Annotated in this window: 17 protein-coding genes; 15 read left to right on the top strand and 2 right to left on the bottom strand. The window is 69.5% G+C overall.

Annotated features, from left to right (window positions below):
- Window positions 1-211: 211 nt before the first annotated feature.
- Together DDV73_RS12845 and DDV73_RS12840 are read right to left on the bottom strand one after the other, a co-directional pair.
- Entirely contained in the window at window positions 212-1,762 is a 1,551-nt protein-coding gene (locus DDV73_RS12845) for a DNA polymerase Y family protein (RefSeq protein WP_109507649.1), read from the bottom strand.
- A complete protein-coding gene (locus DDV73_RS12840; RefSeq protein ID WP_109507648.1) occupies window positions 1,759-2,406 on the bottom strand; it encodes a hypothetical protein in 648 nt (215 codons plus the stop codon). The genes DDV73_RS12845 and DDV73_RS12840 overlap by 4 nt, the downstream gene beginning before the upstream one ends.
- 82 nt (window positions 2,407-2,488) lie before the next feature.
- Between DDV73_RS12840 and DDV73_RS12835 the strand changes: the two genes are divergently transcribed.
- The 15 genes from DDV73_RS12835 (at window position 2,489) to atpD (ending at window position 16,049) form a co-directional block, all read left to right on the top strand.
- Window positions 2,489-3,763 (top strand): multidrug effflux MFS transporter, encoded by a 1,275-nt coding sequence (locus tag DDV73_RS12835; protein ID WP_109507661.1) that lies wholly within the window; start codon window positions 2,489-2,491, stop codon window positions 3,761-3,763.
- 256 nt (window positions 3,764-4,019) lie between these two features.
- Window positions 4,020-4,235 (top strand): 50S ribosomal protein L31, encoded by a 216-nt coding sequence (gene rpmE / locus DDV73_RS12830; protein WP_109507647.1) that lies wholly within the window; start codon window positions 4,020-4,022, stop codon window positions 4,233-4,235.
- A 100-nt stretch (window positions 4,236-4,335) separates the two neighbouring features.
- Window positions 4,336-5,409, top strand: coding sequence for a peptide chain release factor 1 (gene prfA / locus DDV73_RS12825; RefSeq protein ID WP_109507646.1), 1,074 nt, complete (start codon window positions 4,336-4,338; stop codon window positions 5,407-5,409).
- The gene (gene prmC, locus DDV73_RS12820) at window positions 5,406-6,254 is read left to right on the top strand and encodes a peptide chain release factor N(5)-glutamine methyltransferase (RefSeq protein ID WP_109507645.1); all 849 of its coding nucleotides are present in this window, start codon (window positions 5,406-5,408) and stop codon (window positions 6,252-6,254) included. Before prfA ends, prmC begins: the two co-directional genes overlap by 4 nt.
- Window positions 6,255-6,779: 525 nt before the next feature.
- The gene (locus tag DDV73_RS12815) at window positions 6,780-7,439 is read left to right on the top strand and encodes an L-threonylcarbamoyladenylate synthase (RefSeq protein WP_109507644.1); all 660 of its coding nucleotides are present in this window, start codon (window positions 6,780-6,782) and stop codon (window positions 7,437-7,439) included.
- A 13-nt stretch (window positions 7,440-7,452) separates the two neighbouring features.
- Window positions 7,453-8,574 carry a glycosyltransferase family 4 protein gene (locus DDV73_RS12810; protein ID WP_109507643.1) on the top strand — a complete coding sequence of 374 codons (1,122 nt, stop codon included), beginning with the start codon at window positions 7,453-7,455 and terminating at the stop codon, window positions 8,572-8,574.
- A gap of 168 nt (window positions 8,575-8,742) precedes the next feature.
- The gene (locus DDV73_RS12805; RefSeq protein WP_109507642.1) at window positions 8,743-9,147 is read left to right on the top strand and encodes a hypothetical protein; all 405 of its coding nucleotides are present in this window, start codon (window positions 8,743-8,745) and stop codon (window positions 9,145-9,147) included.
- Between the two features lie 129 nt (window positions 9,148-9,276).
- Entirely contained in the window at window positions 9,277-9,456 is a 180-nt protein-coding gene (locus tag DDV73_RS12800) for an AtpZ/AtpI family protein (RefSeq protein ID WP_206050843.1), read from the top strand.
- A gap of 22 nt (window positions 9,457-9,478) precedes the next feature.
- Entirely contained in the window at window positions 9,479-10,306 is an 828-nt protein-coding gene (atpB, locus tag DDV73_RS12795; RefSeq protein ID WP_109507641.1) for a F0F1 ATP synthase subunit A, read from the top strand.
- 87 nt (window positions 10,307-10,393) lie between these two features.
- Window positions 10,394-10,582 carry an ATP synthase F0 subunit C gene (gene atpE, locus DDV73_RS12790; protein WP_206050848.1) on the top strand — a complete coding sequence of 63 codons (189 nt, stop codon included), beginning with the start codon at window positions 10,394-10,396 and terminating at the stop codon, window positions 10,580-10,582.
- A 25-nt stretch (window positions 10,583-10,607) separates the two neighbouring features.
- Window positions 10,608-11,162 carry a F0F1 ATP synthase subunit B gene (locus DDV73_RS12785; protein ID WP_109507639.1) on the top strand — a complete coding sequence of 185 codons (555 nt, stop codon included), beginning with the start codon at window positions 10,608-10,610 and terminating at the stop codon, window positions 11,160-11,162.
- Complete coding sequence (locus DDV73_RS12780) at window positions 11,162-11,968, top strand: F0F1 ATP synthase subunit delta (protein WP_109507638.1); 807 nt, start codon at window positions 11,162-11,164, stop codon at window positions 11,966-11,968. The genes DDV73_RS12785 and DDV73_RS12780 overlap by 1 nt, the downstream gene beginning before the upstream one ends.
- A 56-nt stretch (window positions 11,969-12,024) precedes the next feature.
- Entirely contained in the window at window positions 12,025-13,668 is a 1,644-nt protein-coding gene (atpA, locus tag DDV73_RS12775; RefSeq protein ID WP_109507637.1) for a F0F1 ATP synthase subunit alpha, read from the top strand.
- 3 nt (window positions 13,669-13,671) lie between these two features.
- On the top strand, window positions 13,672-14,589 hold the full coding sequence (locus DDV73_RS12770) for a F0F1 ATP synthase subunit gamma (protein ID WP_109507636.1): 918 nt from the start codon (window positions 13,672-13,674) through the stop codon (window positions 14,587-14,589).
- Window positions 14,590-14,594: 5 nt separating this feature from the next.
- The gene (gene atpD, locus DDV73_RS12765) at window positions 14,595-16,049 is read left to right on the top strand and encodes a F0F1 ATP synthase subunit beta (RefSeq protein WP_109507635.1); all 1,455 of its coding nucleotides are present in this window, start codon (window positions 14,595-14,597) and stop codon (window positions 16,047-16,049) included.
- The last annotated feature ends 7 nt before the right edge of the window (window positions 16,050-16,056 follow it).

Below are 16,056 nucleotides of genomic sequence, written 5' to 3'. Positions count from 1 at the left end.
CGGTCGGCGGGGTCGGTCACCCGGCGGGCGGCTGGGTAGGGACACCGCGGCCGGTGTCGGCGGGGACTCGGCGGTCGCTGCGGCGGCGCGTCGCGCGCACGACGTCTTCTTGGGTAGCGCGCCGTTGGCGCGCGCCGCGGCCAAGCCGCTTGACGCCGCCCGCCGAGCCCCCGCCGACACCGGCCGCGGCGTCCCCGGGCGGTAGTGGTCACTAGTCATAACGCGCCTCCGCGAGCCAACGGCCCTTCTCCAAGAGAAGGAGCCACGCGGTGCCGTCGGCGGCGAGGACCTGGAAGCGGTCGAGGCGGCGGTGCTGAGCCGGGCTCCACCAGCGCTGGCGGATGGGCCAGGGACCGGCCCAGCCGGTGATTGCGACTCGGTGGTCGTTTTGGCAGAGCCAGCGGGGGGTGGCGGACAGGGCGCCGCGGTCGGTGATGCGCACGGGGGCGTTGTCCTCGGCGAGCACCCGGACGGCTGGGGGAGTGGCGAAGACCATGGACGGGGCGGGGCCGGTGACTCGGCCGGGCCAGGGCTGGTCGAGCTTGTTGGTGCGGTGACTCGGCATCGCCTCACCCCACGGCCTGAGCAGCCGGCGGTCGGCGAGCAGGCGGCCGCCGACCACGGCGGAGGCGAGTACGCCGAGGTGCCCGAGCCGGCTCTGCAGCCCGGTGAGGGTGTGCTGGACCCGCTCGTCCGGGCCCTCGCCCCACAGGCCGCGGGCGTGGTGGCCTCGATCGTCGACGGCCAGCGGCGCGACCTCGACCCGGACCACCACGTCGGTCAGCCCTTCGGCCAGCTGCCAGCGGAGCCGGTCCACGATGTCGGTGGGGGCGAAGTGTCGCGGGTGGGTCCAGACCCGCTCGACGGGCGGGGCAGCCAGGCTGGTGGCGTACACCCGGAGCTGGAGCTGGGTGCAGACCAGGTTGCTGGCGACCAGGGCGGCGATGAACTTCTCGGCGAGCGGAGCGCAGCTGGCGGCGACCTGCTCCAGCCCGTCCAGGCCGGGCTCGAAGTCGATCTCGCGGGTGAGGTGGGGTGGGACCGTGCGCGGGGCGACCGCCGGCAGCACCGCACCGCGGGCCAGCAGATGAGCCTCCCGCCCGGCGTCACCGAACCGGGCGTGCACGTGCGGCGGCGAGAGCTCCGCGAACTCACCGAGCGTGTCGATCCCGACCCGGCGCAGGAAGGTCACCAGCTTGCGGTCGTCGAGCACCCCGATCGGCAGCGCTCCCAGGAAGTCGGGGGAGCCGTCGGGTGGGATCACCTCCAGCGGCTGGCCGGGCGTGGTGTGCCGAGCGGCCTGCTGGGCGGCGTACGTCCCGTCCGCGACGCCGACCCGGAGGTCGGCCAGAGGCAGCGTCGGCAGCTGCTCGCGGACCCGGCGTACCAGCGCCCGGGCGGCCTGCTCCTCACCGCCGTAGAAGCGGCTGGCCCCCTTGGCGCGGACCGCCGCAAGCCCGGGCTCCAGCATCTGCACCCCCGGCACCACCTCCTCCACGACCCGCAGCACGGCGTCGAAGACCCGCACGTCGCGCACCTCGTCATGGGCGAGTACGACGAGCTCCGGGCAGCGGTTCTGGGCTTCGCGCACCCGCAGCCCGGTCTGGACCCCCTCCTCCCGGGCCGCCGCCGAGCAGGCGCTGACCAGGCCCTTGTCGATGAGCGCGACGGGTGCCTGGCCACGGGCCGGGGCATGCGACTGGGCGGCGGCGACCACCGGCCAGTCGGGGCACCACAGCGCCAGCGTCCGCGCCCGGCTCATGCACTCGCCGCCTCGCTCGTCGTACTGGCTTCTTCGGGCAGCTCGGTCCAGCCGGGTGGGGTCACCGAGACCTGTCGTGGCCGGCTGCCCCGGGCGTGGACGTCGAGCCAGATCCGCCGGCCGCTGAGCAGACCGTGGCCGTCGCCGACCCCGCCCCAGGCGTTGCCGCTGACCTGTACGTCGGCGGCAGCACCAGGCCAGGGCCCGGTCGCCACCAGCACCGTGCCGCGCTCACGCAGCCGCGCTGCCAGCCGGGTGGCGTCGGTGGGGGAGACCCGGGCCGGCGGCCGGGCCACGACCACACCGAGCACCTCGACCAGCGCCGCGACCACGCCGAACCACTGCCGGCCCGGCTCCGGCACCAGCACCAGCCGGTCCAGCTGGACCCCGAGCTCGGCGACCGCTTCGATGCCGAGGTCGGGATGGCCGACGACGCCGCACCAGGCGCCCTCTCGGGACGGCTCCGCCAGCAGTGCGGTGGCGAGCGTGAGCGAGCCGCTCAGGGAGTACACCGACCCGACCCGCAGGCCGTCCGGGAACGCCGGCGCGAGCAGCGGATGGACCGGGAGTGCGGTCGCGACGGTCCCGCGCTCCATCGTCCGGATCTGCTTGCGCAGGTCATCGAGGATGGCGGATCGGCTCACTCCACCATCTTCGCACATATGTTCGAATGACTAAATGATGGAATGAGGGAATGTTGTGGTCCGCAACCGGGTTGAGGCTCACGTGACGACGACCCTCGGCGCGGCTGCCTCGCGCTCTCAGACCCCCGACCGCACCGAGCCCGCCGGCCGTCGCTACGTCCAGTTCGTGATCGTCCTCGGCGCGCTGATCGCGCTCGGGCCGCTGACCATCGACATGTACCTCCCGGCGTTCCCGGAGATCGCCGACGACCTGAACGCCTCCGACTCGCAGATCCAGCTCACCCTCACCGGCATGCTGCTCGGCCTCGCCGTCGGCCAGCTGGTGATCGGTCCGCTCTCGGACGCCTTCGGCCGCCGCCGGCCGCTGATGGTCGGCCTCGGAGTACACGCGCTCGCGTCACTGCTCTGTTCGCTCGCGCCCTCGGCGGAGATGCTGGCCTCGGTCCGCGTCCTGCAGGGCTTCGCGGGCGCCGCGGTCAGCGTGACCGCGATGGCGATGGTCCGCGACCAGTTCGAGGGAATCGCGATGGCACGGCTGATGGCGCGGCTGATCCTGGTGATCGGCCTGGCCCCGATCATCGCGCCGACGCTCGGTGGTGTGGTGCTGACCTGGTCGGGCTGGCGCACGATCTTCCTGGTCATCATGGTGGCCGCGGTCGCCCTGATCGGCGTCGCCGCGTTCGGCCTGCGCGAGACGCTCCCGCCGGAGCGCCGGCAGCCGGCGCGGGTCCGCGCCAGCCTCACGGCGTACGGCGCACTCCTGCGCGACCGCCGCTTCCTCGCCCTCGGTCTGATCGGCGGCGCGATGATGGCGACCCTGTTCGCGTACGTCGCCGGCGCGTCGTTCGTGCTGCAGGACGGCTTCGGGCTGTCGGAGGGCGAGTTCGCGGTCGTGTTCGGCATCAACGCCGCGACGTTCGTGCTCGGCTCCCAGATCAACCCGCTGCTGCTGCGCAGGTTCGGCCTGATCCAGGTGCTGACCGGTGCGATCCTGATGACCTTGGGCTCGTCGCTGGTGCTGCTCACCCTCGGCCTCACCGGCTGGGGCGGACTGGCGGTCGTGGTGGTCCCGCTCGCCGCCAACCTCGGCCTGGCCGGGTTCGCGATGCCCAACACTCCGGCTCTCGCGCTGGCGAACTACGGCGCCTCCGCCGGCACCGCCGCCGCCGTGCTCGGCTGCCTCCAGTTCGGTGTCGGCGGCGCGATCGCCCCGGTCGTCGGGGCCTTCGGCAGCACCACCGTCGTACCTATGGCCTCGGTGATGGTCGGCCTGACCGCGACCGCCGCCCTGCTGATGTTCGGCGTCGTGCGCCGCAGCGCGCCAGCACCGGCGTCGGCGTCGGCGTCGAGAGGTTGACGTCATACGAATGGGCACCTACAGGCGCCGACTCGTATGACGTCCCGCGGGAGGTCATACGGACTGGTCGCTATGGCTCGCGGTTCGTATGACGTCCCGGCGGGAACAAACCGTGCGCGTGACCGGTTGAGGGAGCACTGCGCCGAATGCCTGCCGATTCGCATGCCCGCTCGGGCAGGTGGCAGACTAGGGCGCTGGTTCCGGTTCACGTCCCGCACAAGCGCGGTGGCGACCCGGCGACCTGAGAGAGGACACCATGAAGAAGGACATCCACCCGGAGTACGTCGAGACCCAGGTGAGCTGCACCTGTGGCGCGACGTTCACCACCCGCAGCACCGCGACCAGCGGCACCATCCGCGCCGACGTCTGCTCGCAGTGCCACCCGTTCTACACCGGCAAGCAGAAGATCCTCGACACCGGCGGCCGCGTCGCCCGCTTCGAGGCCCGCTACGCCAAGAAGGCTGCCAAGTAGCTTCGTCAGGGCGCCGGTTGTCACACCCTCCATGGTGTGCAACCGGCGCCCTTTCTTACGCCCGCAAAACCCACTGTCAGGTCAGATCTGAGGAGTCGCCATGTTCGAGGCCGTAGCCGGGCTCGAGGCCGAGCACGCCGAGCTGGAGAAGCAGCTCGCCGACCCGGCGACCCACGCCGACCAGGGCCTTTCCAAGCGCCTCAACCAGCGGTACGCCGAGCTGTCGGCGATCATCCGCACCTGGCACGAGTGGACCCAGCTCGGCGACGACATCGAGGCCGCGCGCGAGCTGGCCAGTGACGACCCGGACTTCGCAGCCGAGGCCGAGGTGCTGACCGAGAAGCGGGCCGCCGCCGACGAGCGGCTCCGCCACCTGCTGGTACCGCGCGACCCCTCCGACAGCAAGGACGCGCTGCTGGAGGTCAAGTCCGGCGAGGGCGGCGAGGAGTCCGCGCTGTTCGCCGGCGACCTGCTCCGCATGTACAGCCGGTACGCCGAGCGGCGCGGCTGGAAGACCGAGATCCTGGACGCGACCGAGTCCGACCTCGGCGGCTACAAGTCCGTCACGGTCGCGGTGAAGGCGAAGGGCACCCCGGAGCCCGGCGAGGCGCCGTACGCGCTGCTGAAGTTCGAGGGCGGGGTACACCGGGTGCAGCGGGTGCCGGCGACCGAGTCGCAGGGCCGGATCCACACCTCGGCGGCCGGCGTACTCGTGGTGCCGGAGGCCGAGCAGGTCGACGTCACCATCGACGAGAACGACCTGCGGATCGACGTGTTCCGGTCCTCGGGCCCCGGCGGCCAGAGCGTCAACACCACCGACTCGGCGGTCCGGATCACGCACCTGCCGACCGGGATCGTGGTCAGCTGCCAGAACGAGAAGTCGCAGCTTCAGAACAAGGAGTCGGCGCTGCGCATCCTGCGCGCCCGGCTGCTCGCCGCCGCCGAGGAGGCCGCCAACGCCGAGGCGTCGGAGGCGCGCAAGTCGCAGGTCCGCACCGTCGACCGCTCCGAGCGGATCCGCACCTACAACTTCCCCGAGAACCGGATCTCCGACCACCGCACCGGCTACAAGTCCTACAACCTCGACACGGTCCTCGACGGCGAGCTGCAGCCGGTGATCGCCTCGTGTGTGGAGGCGGACCTCGCCTCCCGGCTCGAGGCGATCGAGGCGTGACCCCGCGGGAGGTCGTCCGCGAGGCCGTCGCCCGGCTGCGGGCGGCCGGCGTCGCCTCGCCCGAGTACGACGCGGCCGAGCTGCTGGCGCACGTGCTCGGCACCACCCGGTCCCGGCTCGGGCTCGATGCTCCGGAGCTGACGGCGGACCAGGCGGCGGCGTACGACGCGCTCGTCACCCGGCGCGCCAACCGCGAGCCACTGCAGCACCTAACCGGGACCACCGGCTTCCGCTACGTCGACCTCCAGGTCGGCCCCGGCGTCTTCGTGCCGCGGCCGGAGACCGAGCTGCTCGCGGGCTGGGCAATCGAGCATGTGACCCGGATCGAGCAGCCGGTCGTCGTCGACCTGTGCACCGGGTCAGGGGCGATCGCCCGCGCGATCGCCGATGAGGTCCCAGCCGCCAAGGTGTACGCCGTGGAGCTCGACGAAGCTGCCCACGGCTGGGCCGCCCGCAACCTCGCCGGCACCGGCGTCGAGCTGCGGCACGGCGACATGGCCGACGCGTTTCCCGAGCTCGACGGCACTGTCGACGTGGTGGTCTGCAACCCGCCGTACATCCCGCTCGAGGCCTGGGAGTCGGTTGCCCCGGAGGCGCGCGATCACGACCCCCACCTCGCCCTGTTCTCGGGCCAGGACGGCCTGGACGCGATCCGGGTCCTGGAGCGGCGGGCCGCCGTACTCCTCAAGGACGGCGGCGTCGTCGGCGCCGAGCATGCCGACGCCCAGGGCGAGTCCGCACCAGCCGTCTTCGCGGCGACCGGCCGGTGGCGCGACGTGCGCGACAATCGCGACCTTGCGGGGCGTCCGCGCTTCGTCACGGCACGACTGGCAGCCTCCGTTTGAGCAGTCCGACTGGCTCGAATGTGAGTTATCCACAGGCCAGTGTTTGCCCGCTTGATCGCCCTCAAAGGCACTGCCAAGGTAAAGCACCGCGGCTTCAACGGGGGGCCGCAGTGGAAGCCTCGGAGGACATATGAGGAAGAGTCTCGCCCACATCGCCGCGCTTGCTCTGGCGACGCCGGTATTGGTTGTCAGCGGTTCCAGCACTGCCGATGCAGCGGATTGCGTGGAATGGGTTCGCAACTACACCACCAGCGGCAGCAAGTATGCGGTCCTCAGGAACGTCTGTGGACGTGCAGTCGACGGAAAGGCAGTGGTCAATAACTGGCCCGACAGTCACTGCGTCCGTATTTCTGCGCACGACACTCGCTCCGTTCGGACCGGTGGGCGGTTTAGCCCGGGGGCGCACCGAGGGGACGAGTGCTAGCCAGTTCGACTTTGTGAGGTGGGGCCGCGGAGCTTCTGCGGCCCCACCTGAGTTTCTGACCCTGGTCGGCGGAAGCAGGGCGCGACTGGCACGATGACCCCGTGAGCACGCGGTACCCCACCTCAGACGACGACGAGCTCGAGGCCGCGGTCGAGGCCGCTGCGCTGGCCATCCGCCGCGGCGAGCTGATCGTGATCCCGACCGACACCGTGTACGGCGTGGCAGCGGACGCGTTCGATCCGGCTGCTGTCCGGGCGCTGCTCAAGGCCAAGGGCCGGGGCAGGGAGATGCCGCCGCCGGTGCTCGTGAGTTCGGCGGCCACGATCGACGCTCTCGCCGTCGGGCTGCCGGGCTACGCCCGCACCCTGGTCGAGAAGTTCTGGCCCGGGCCGCTGACCCTGGTCTGCAACCAGCAGTCCTCGCTGCAGTGGGACCTCGGCGACACCCGCGGCACGGTCGCGGTCCGGATGCCCGACCACCCCGTCGCGATCGCGATCCTGGAGCGCACCGGCCCGCTGGCCGTCAGCTCCGCGAACCTGACCGGCGAACCGGCCGCGACCAGTGCGGACGCCGCCGACGAGATGCTGGGGGAGCAGGTCAGCGCGGTGGTGGACGCCGGCCCGTCGTTGCGCAAGGAGGCGTCCACGATCGTCGACGTCACCGGCGCCCAGGGCCGGGTGCTGCGGCTGGGTGCCCTCTCGATCGACGAGCTGAACGTCGCGCTCGAGCCGCTCGGCGCCACCGTCGCGGAACCCGAGTAGGAGAGCCAACCCAGTGCGGGAGTACCTCCTCGTCTTCCTCGTGGCCGCGGCCGTGACCTACCTGCTGACGGTGGTCGCACGCGAGATCGCACTGCGCACCGGCGCGGTCGCCCAGGTCCGCGACCGCGACGTGCACGCCGTACCCATTCCGTACTTCGGCGGCATGGCGATGCTCGGCGGGCTGACCGCGGCGTACGTCGTGGGCCGGCAGCTGCCCTTCCTGTCCTCGGCCCCGGACCTGTTCGACGACGCCGGAGCGGTGCTGATCGCCGGCGCACTGATCTGCTCGGTCGGTGTGATCGACGATCTGCTCGAGCTGGACGCGCTGACCAAGTTCGGGGGCCAGGTGCTGGCGGCGGGCCTGCTGGTCGCGCTCGGGGTGCGTTGGTACTTCTTCCCGGCCATGGACGGCGGGCAGTTCACCCTCCACCCGGATCAGTCGGCGATTCTCACGATCGCGGTTGTCGTCGCGACCGTGAACGCGGTGAACTTCGTGGACGGCCTGGACGGTCTGGCGGCCGGCGTGGTCGGCGTCGGCGCGGTTGCGTTCTTCCTCTACTGCTACGTGCTCGCGGACGTCAACAACGTCAGCCTCGCGGTGACCGGCGCATTCCTGTGCGCCGCCCTCGGCGGCGCCTGCACCGGCTTCATCCCGCACAACTTCTATCCGGCGCGGCTCTTCATGGGCGACAGCGGCTCGATGCTGATCGGGCTGGTGCTCTCGGCCAGCGCGCTGACCCTGACCGGTCAGTTCGACACCAACCAGATCAGCCAGGGCGCCGCTGGCGCGCAGGCGAGCTGGGTGGTCACGCTGCTGCCGGTGGTGCTGCCGATATCTATCTTGATCGTGCCGCTGGTCGACCTGGTGCTCGCGGTGGTACGCCGCACCCGTGCCGGCCGCTCGCCGTTCGCCCCCGACAAGCAGCACCTGCACCACCGGCTGCTGGAGATCGGCCACTCGCACCGCCGCGCGGTGATGATCATGTGGCTGTGGGCCGGGCTGGTCGCGTTCGGGTCGGTGCTGGCCAGCCTCTTCTCCGGCGTCTGGGTCGTGCTCACGCTGGCCGCCATGCTCTCGTTCACCGTCGCGGCGACTTTCCTGCTGCCCCGGATTCGCGGCGTACACCCCGCCTGAACCCTCCTGAATCGGGCACTTGATCGTTCAATTGGCACCCCGCGAAGACCTTGTGCTACTTTTCACAAGCACCCCGGAGGGCCGGGGCGACACCGCAGATTTCTCACAGAAACGGCCGCCGATATGACGACCGCGATGACAGCTAGGACGCCCGACTCGGGGCTCCCGATGCTTCTCAGTGCGGCTGTCTCGGCCCTCGTCGCCGGTGCGATCGTGATCGCCGTTGGCGCGATCGCGAGCGGTGCTCCCGCGGCGTACGGCGCAATCGTCGGCACCTTCATCGTGGTCGGTGTCTTCGGCTTCGGAGCGTTCACGGTCAACCTGGTCGCGAAGGTGCTTCCGGCCGCGGCCCTGCTGGTCGCGATGCTGACCTACACGCTCCAGGTCGTGCTGATGGCGGTCGTGTTCCTCGCACTGACAAAGTCCGGCCTGCTCGACGACGCGCTCGACCGGCAGTGGCTGGCGGGTGCGGTGATCACCGGCACCATCGTGTGGCTGATCGCCCAGATCATCACCACGATGCGCGCCCGGATCCCCGCCTTCGACCTGCCCCCCGAGGCGGGTGTGCGATGACGACTCGACACTGCTACTGTCCGGGCTGCGATGGCTCAGCAACAACCCCCGTCCGCGCACTCCGGCGAGAATCCTTCCGATGGGCCCAAGGGCGACCCCTGGCACGCCTTCGGATACATCGTGTCGGGCGTGGCCGTCTACGGACTGATCGGCTGGTTGCTCGACCGATGGCTGGACACGACGTTCCTGGTCGCGGTCGGGATCCTGGTGGGCGCCGTACTAGGCATCTACCTGACCTGGGCCCGCTTCAACAAGGCACAGATCGAACCTACGCAGGGCACGCAAACGCAGGGCAAGCAAGAGCAGTAGCGACGCTGATACAGGAGACACGGTGAGCTTGATCGGGACGACGGTGACCTCGGCCGACGAATTCACGCCTCCCGGCCCGGGTGACTTCAACCTGCCCCCGATCGGTGGCGGGCACGAGACCTTTGAGTGGCTGGGCCAGACCCACTACCTCGGTGTCACCAAGCCGATGCTGCAACTGGTCCTCTCGGGCATCTTGGTGTTCGGGTTCTTCTGGCTGGCGGCCCGCCGCCAGGCGATGGTGCCGGGACGCCTGCAGTTCCTCGGAGAGTCGGCGTACGGTTTCGTCCGCAACTCGATGGCGCGCGACATCATCGGCAGCCATCACTTCATGAAGTACGTGCCGTACCTGTTCGCACTGTTCTTCTTCATCCTGCTGAACAACCTGTTCGCCTCGATCCCGTTCCTCCAGTTCCCGACGTTCTCGCGCTCAGGCATGGTCTACAGCCTCGCGCTGCTGAGCTGGCTGATCTACAACATTGCGGGCATGCGCGTGCATGGCGTGGTCGGCTACTTCAAGCACCAGTGCGTGCCGCCGGGCATCAAGGGCCCGATGCTGATCCTGCTGGTGCCGCTGGAGTTCTTCTCCAACATCGTGGTCCGCCCGGTCACGCTGGCCCTCCGTCTTTTCGCCAACATGCTCGCCGGCCACCTGCTGCTGATCCTGTTCGCGCTCGGCGGCCAGCACCTGCTGATGGAGGTCGGTGGCGCGGTCGGCGCGGTCGGCATCCTCGCCTGGGTGCTGTTCATCCTGATCGCCTTCCTGGAGCTGCTGGTCCAGTTCCTGCAGGCCTACGTCTTCGTCCTCCTCAACGCGATGTACATCTCCGGTGCCATCGCCGAGGAGCACTGAGAACCGCACCACCCCTGATGTCCCACCGAAGTAGATAAACCGAAAGGAAGATTCGCCGTGACTGGTGAACTCAATGGCTCGCTCAACATGATCGGCTATGGCCTCGCGGCCATCGGCCCTGGTGTGGGCATCGGCCTCATCTTCGCCGCATACATCAACGGTGTGGCGCGCCAGCCCGAGGCGCAGAGCCGCCTGCAGAACATCGCGATCCTGGGCTTCGCGCTGGCCGAGGCGCTGGCGATCATCGGTATCGCCCTCGCGTTCGTCCTGAACTGACCTCGCACCCAAAGAAGGACGTGCCATGCACAAGGTGATCCTCCTCGCCGCAGAAGAAGAGCACGAGCTCAACCCGCTCCTTCCGCACCCGATCGAGCTGGTTCTCTCGCTTGTCGTCTTCGGCATCCTGCTGTTCGCGGTCAAGAAGTTCGTGGTCCCCGCCTTCGAGAAGACGTTCGCCGAGCGAACCTCTGCCATCGAGGGTGGACTGAAGGCCGCGGAGACCAAGCAGGCCGAGGCCGACGCCAAGCTCGCCGAGCTGGAGAAGCAGCTCGCCGATGCGCGGCACGAGGCGGCCCGGATCCGCGAGGAGGCGCGCGAACAGGGCGCAGCCATCGTCGCGGAGATGCGGGAGCAGGCGCAGGCCGAGTCGAACCGCATCGTCGAGCACGGCAAGACCCAGATCGAGGCCGAGCGCCAGCAGGCGGTCACCTCGCTGCGTGCCGAGGTCGGCACGCTGGCCACGGGTCTGGCCGGGCGCATTGTCGGTGAGAGCCTGGACGACGAGGCTCGCCAGAGCCGCGTGGTCGAGCGGTTCCTCGCCGAGCTCGAGGCCGACCAGACGAGCGGGGTCAACTGATGTCCTTCCGGGGAGCCTCGGCGGAAGCCGTGGCCGCACTGTCGCAGGAGCTGGAGAGCGTGCTCTCTGGTGGCGACGCGGCGCGGGTCGGCAACGACCTGTTCTCGGTGGCCTCGGTGCTCCGCGGCGAGCCCGGCCTGCGCCGGGTGGCGACCGATGTATCGGTCGCCGCCGACGCCAAGTCCGGGCTGGTCCGGCAGGTCTTCGGCGGCAAGGTCGACGACGGAACGCTGACCCTGCTCGGCAAGGCCGTCGAGCGGCGCTGGACCGCGACCCGCGACCTCGCGGATGCGCTCGAGCACCTCGGCGTGGTCGCCACCGTGAAGTCGGCGGGTGCCGACGGCAGCCGGCTCGCGGACGAGTTGTTCTCGTTCGAGGGAATCGTCAAGGACAACCCCGAGCTTCGAGACGCACTGTCCGACCCGGCCCGCAACGCCGACGACAAGCGCGGCCTGGTCCGCGGACTGCTCGACGGCAAGGCGCTGGCGGCTACGGTCGCTCTCGCCGAGCAGTCGCTGGCCGGTTCACACCGCACGGTCGCGGTCGCGCTTCACCAGTACCAGCAGGTCGCGGCCCAGGTCGCCGGCCAGGGCGTGGCAACGGTGCGGGTTGCCCGCGCGCTGTCCGACGCCGACCGGCAGCGGCTCACCGACGCGCTCGCGCGTCAGTACGACCGCCCGGTGCACCTCAACGTCGTCGTCGACCCCGAGGTCATCGGCGGCATCCGGGTCGAGATCGGTGACGACGTCATCGACGGTTCCGTGTCCAGCAAGCTGGACGACGCCCAGCGCAAGCTGGCCGGCTGAGCTTTACCAAAACATGAGCAACAGTCTTCGAGCAGACGAGAGTAAGGAATCTTAAGATGACGGAGCTTTCGATCCGTCCGGACGAGATCCGGGACGCGCTACAGCGCTTCGTGTCGGACTACAAGCCCGAGACGGCGAGCCGGGAAGAGGTCGGCACCGTCGCGGAGGCCGGCGACGGTATCGCGCGGGTCAGCGGCCTGCCCTCCGCCATGGCCAACGAGCTGCTCGAGTTCGAGGACGGCACGCTGGGCATCGCCCTGAACCTCGACACCCGCGAGATCGGCGTCGTTGTCCTCGGTGACTTCGACAAGATCGAAGAGGGCCAGGCGGTACGCCGTACCGGCGAGATCCTGTCGGTGCCCGTCGGCGACGGGTATCTCGGCCGCGTGATCGACCCGCTCGGCACCCCGATCGACGGCCTGGGCGAGGTCACCCCGCTCGACGGCCGCCGCTCGCTGGAGCTCCAGGCGGCCTCCGTGGTGCAGCGCAAGTCGGTGCACGAGCCGCTCGCCACCGGCATCAAGGCGATCGACGCGATGACCCCGATCGGCCGCGGCCAGCGTCAGCTGATCATCGGCGACCGCGCGACCGGCAAGACCACGGTCGCGATCGACACGATCATCAACCAGAAGGCGAACTGGGACTCCGGCGACCCGAGCAGGCAGGTCCGCTGCATCTACGTCGCCATCGGCCAGAAGGGCTCGACCATCGCCTCGGTGCGTGGCGCCCTTGAGGAGGCCGGCGCGCTGGAGTACACCACGATCGTCGCGGCTCCCGCGTCCGACTCGGCCGGCTTCAAGTACCTCGCGCCGTACACCGGCTCGGCCATCGGCCAGCACTGGATGTACGACGGCAAGCACGTCCTGATCGTGTTCGACGACCTGACCAAGCAGGCCGAGGCCTACCGCGCGGTGTCGCTGCTGCTGCGCCGCCCGCCGGGCCGTGAGGCGTACCCGGGCGACGTGTTCTACCTGCACAGCCGCCTGCTCGAGCGTTGCGCGAAGCTCTCCGACGACATGGGCTCCGGCTCGATGACGGGTCTGCCGATCATCGAGACCAAGGCCAACGACGTCTCGGCGTTCATCCCGACCAACGTCATCTCGATCACCGACGGTCAGATCTTCCTGCAGTCCGACCTGTTCGCGGCCAACCAGCGTCCGGCGATCGACGTCGGTGTCTCGGTGTCCCGCGTGGGTGGTGCCGCGATGACCAAGGCGATGAAGTCGGTCACCGGCTCGCTCAAGGTCGACCTGGCGCAGTTCCGCGCGATGGAGGCGTTCGCGATGTTCGCGTCCGACCTCGACGCGGCGTCCCGTCAGCAGCTCGACCGCGGCCAGCGGCTGATGGCGCTGCTCAAGCAGCCCCAGTACTCGCCGTACCCGGTCGAGGAGATGACGGTCTCGCTGTGGCTGGGCACCTCCGGCAAGCTGGACAAGGTACCGACCGACGACGTGCTCCGCTTCGAGCACGAGTTCATCGACTACCTCCGCCGCTCCCACGAAGGCATCCTCGCCGGCATCCGTGAGTCGCTGAAGTTCGAGGACTCCACCGAGTCCGAGCTGAACGCGGCCTACGACTCGTTCCTCGCGCAGTTCGAGACCTCGGAAGGCGCGTCGATCAAGGCCGGCACCGAGACGCACGAGGCGCTCGAGGACGAGGAAGTCGAGCAGGAGCAGATCGTCAAGCAGAAGCGGGCGTGAGTCATGGCTCTCTCGCTGCGTGAGTACCGGGCGCGGATCAAGTCGACGGAGTCGATGAAGAAGATCACGCGCGCCATGGAGCTCATTGCTGCGTCCCGCATCATCAAGGCGCAGCAGCGGGCGCAGGCGGCGGCGCCGTACGCCCGTGAGCTGACCCGAGCGGTGTCGGCGGTGGCGACGTACTCCAACGTCGACCACCCGCTGACCACCGAGCCCGACGAGACCAAGCGGGCCGCGATCCTGATCGTGACCAGCGACCGCGGCCTGGCCGGCGCCTACTCCTCCAGCGTGCTGAAGGAGGCCGAGCGTCTCGCGCAGAAGCTGCGCGAGGAGGGCAAGGAAGTTGACACCTACATCACCGGCCGCAAGGGCGAGGCGTACTACAAGTTCCGCCAGCGCCCGGTCGTGCAGACGTGGACCGGCTTCTCCGACCAGCCGACGTACGACGTGGCGCACGACATCGGCGAGACCCTGATCGCGGCGTTCCTCAACGACGACGAGACCGTCGCGTCCGAGGGCTCGCCGCAGGGTGTCGACGAGGTGCACGTGGTGTACACGCGGTTCGTGTCGATGCTCTCGCAGGAGCCGGTGGCGACCCGCCTGCTCCCGCTGGAGGTCGTCGAGGGCGACGTCGAGCTGCCCCCGCTCTACGAGTTCGAGCCGTCTCCGGCCGAGGTGCTCGATGCACTGCTGCCGAAGTACGTCCAGAGCCGGATCTACTTCGCCCTGCTGCAGGCGGCCGCCTCGGAGCTGGCCGCGCGGCAGAAGGCGATGAAGTCCGCGACCGACAACGCCGACGAGCTCATCAAGAAGTACAAGCGAATCGCCAACCAGGCCCGTCAGGCCGGCATTACCCAGGAAATCAGCGAAATTGTTGGTGGCGTGAACGCGCTGGCCGACGCGACCGCCGGGAGTGAGTGAGAGACATGACTGCCACTGTTGAAGAGGGCACCGAGACCAAGGGCGGCGGCATCGGCCGGATCGCCCGCGTCATCGGCCCGGTTGTGGACATCGAGTTCCCGCCGGACGCGATGCCGGAGATCTACAACGCCCTGCACGTGACCTTCGAGCTGGCCGGTGAGTCGCACACGATCACGCTCGAGGTCGCCCAGCACATCGGCGACGGCATGGTCCGCGCCATCTCGATGAAGCCGACCGACGGCCTGGTGCGCGGCGCCACCGTCAGCGACACCGGAGAGTCGATCTCGGTGCCCGTGGGCGACGTGACGCTCGGCAAGGTGTTCAACACCACCGGCGACTGCCTCAACCTCGAAGAGGACGAGAAGCTCGAGATCAACGAGCGCTGGGGCATCCACCGCAAGGCACCGGCGTTCGACCAGCTCGAGTCGAAGACCCAGATGTTCGAGACCGGCATCAAGGTCATCGACCTGCTGACGCCGTACGTCCAGGGCGGCAAGATCGGCCTGTTCGGCGGCGCCGGCGTGGGCAAGACCGTGCTCATCCAGGAGATGATCGCGCGCGTCGCCAAGGACCACGGCGGTGTGTCGGTGTTCGCCGGCGTCGGCGAGCGCACCCGCGAGGGCAACGACCTGATCGCCGAGATGACCGAGGCCGGCGTTATCGGCCAGACCGCACTGGTGTTCGGCCAGATGGACGAGCCGCCGGGCACCCGGCTGCGGGTCGCGCTGTCCGCGCTGACGATGGCGGAGTACTTCCGCGACGTCCAGAAGCAGGACGTGCTGCTGTTCATCGACAACATCTTCCGGTTCACCCAGGCGGGTTCCGAGGTGTCGACGCTGCTCGGCCGGATGCCGTCCGCGGTGGGCTACCAGCCGAACCTCGCCGACGAGATGGGTCAGCTCCAGGAGCGGATCACCTCGACGCGTGGTCACTCGATCACCTCGATGCAGGCGATCTACGTGCCCGCCGACGACTACACGGACCCGGCGCCGGCGACCACGTTCGCGCACCTCGACGCGACCACTGAGCTGTCGCGTGAGATCGCGTCGCTCGGTATCTACCCGGCCGTGGACCCGCTGACCTCGACGTCGCGGATCCTGGACGCTCAGTACATCGGCCAGGCGCACTACGACTGCGCGATCCGGATCAAGCAGATCCTGCAGCGCAACAAGGAGCTCCAGGACATCATCGCGATCCTCGGTGTCGACGAGCTCTCCGAAGAGGACAAGATCATCGTGTCCCGGGCCCGCCGGATCCAGCGGTTCCTGTCGCAGAACACCTACGTGGCCAAGCAGTTCACCGGCATCGAGGGCTCGACGGTTCCCGTGTCGGAGACGATCGAGGCGTTCAACAAGATCGCCGAGGGCGAGTACGACCACGTCGCCGAGCAGGCGTTCTTCATGTGCGGCGGTCTGGACGACGTCGAGCGCAAGTGGGACGAGATCCAGAAGAGCCTCTGAGTGCCTG

It is taken from the genome of Nocardioides speluncae, assembly GCF_003121585.1.
Taxonomy (GTDB): Bacteria; Actinomycetota; Actinomycetes; order Propionibacteriales; family Nocardioidaceae; genus Nocardioides; species Nocardioides speluncae.
The sequence above is the reverse complement of the archived record's forward strand: the minus strand, read 5'-3'. Positions and strand labels throughout refer to the sequence as shown.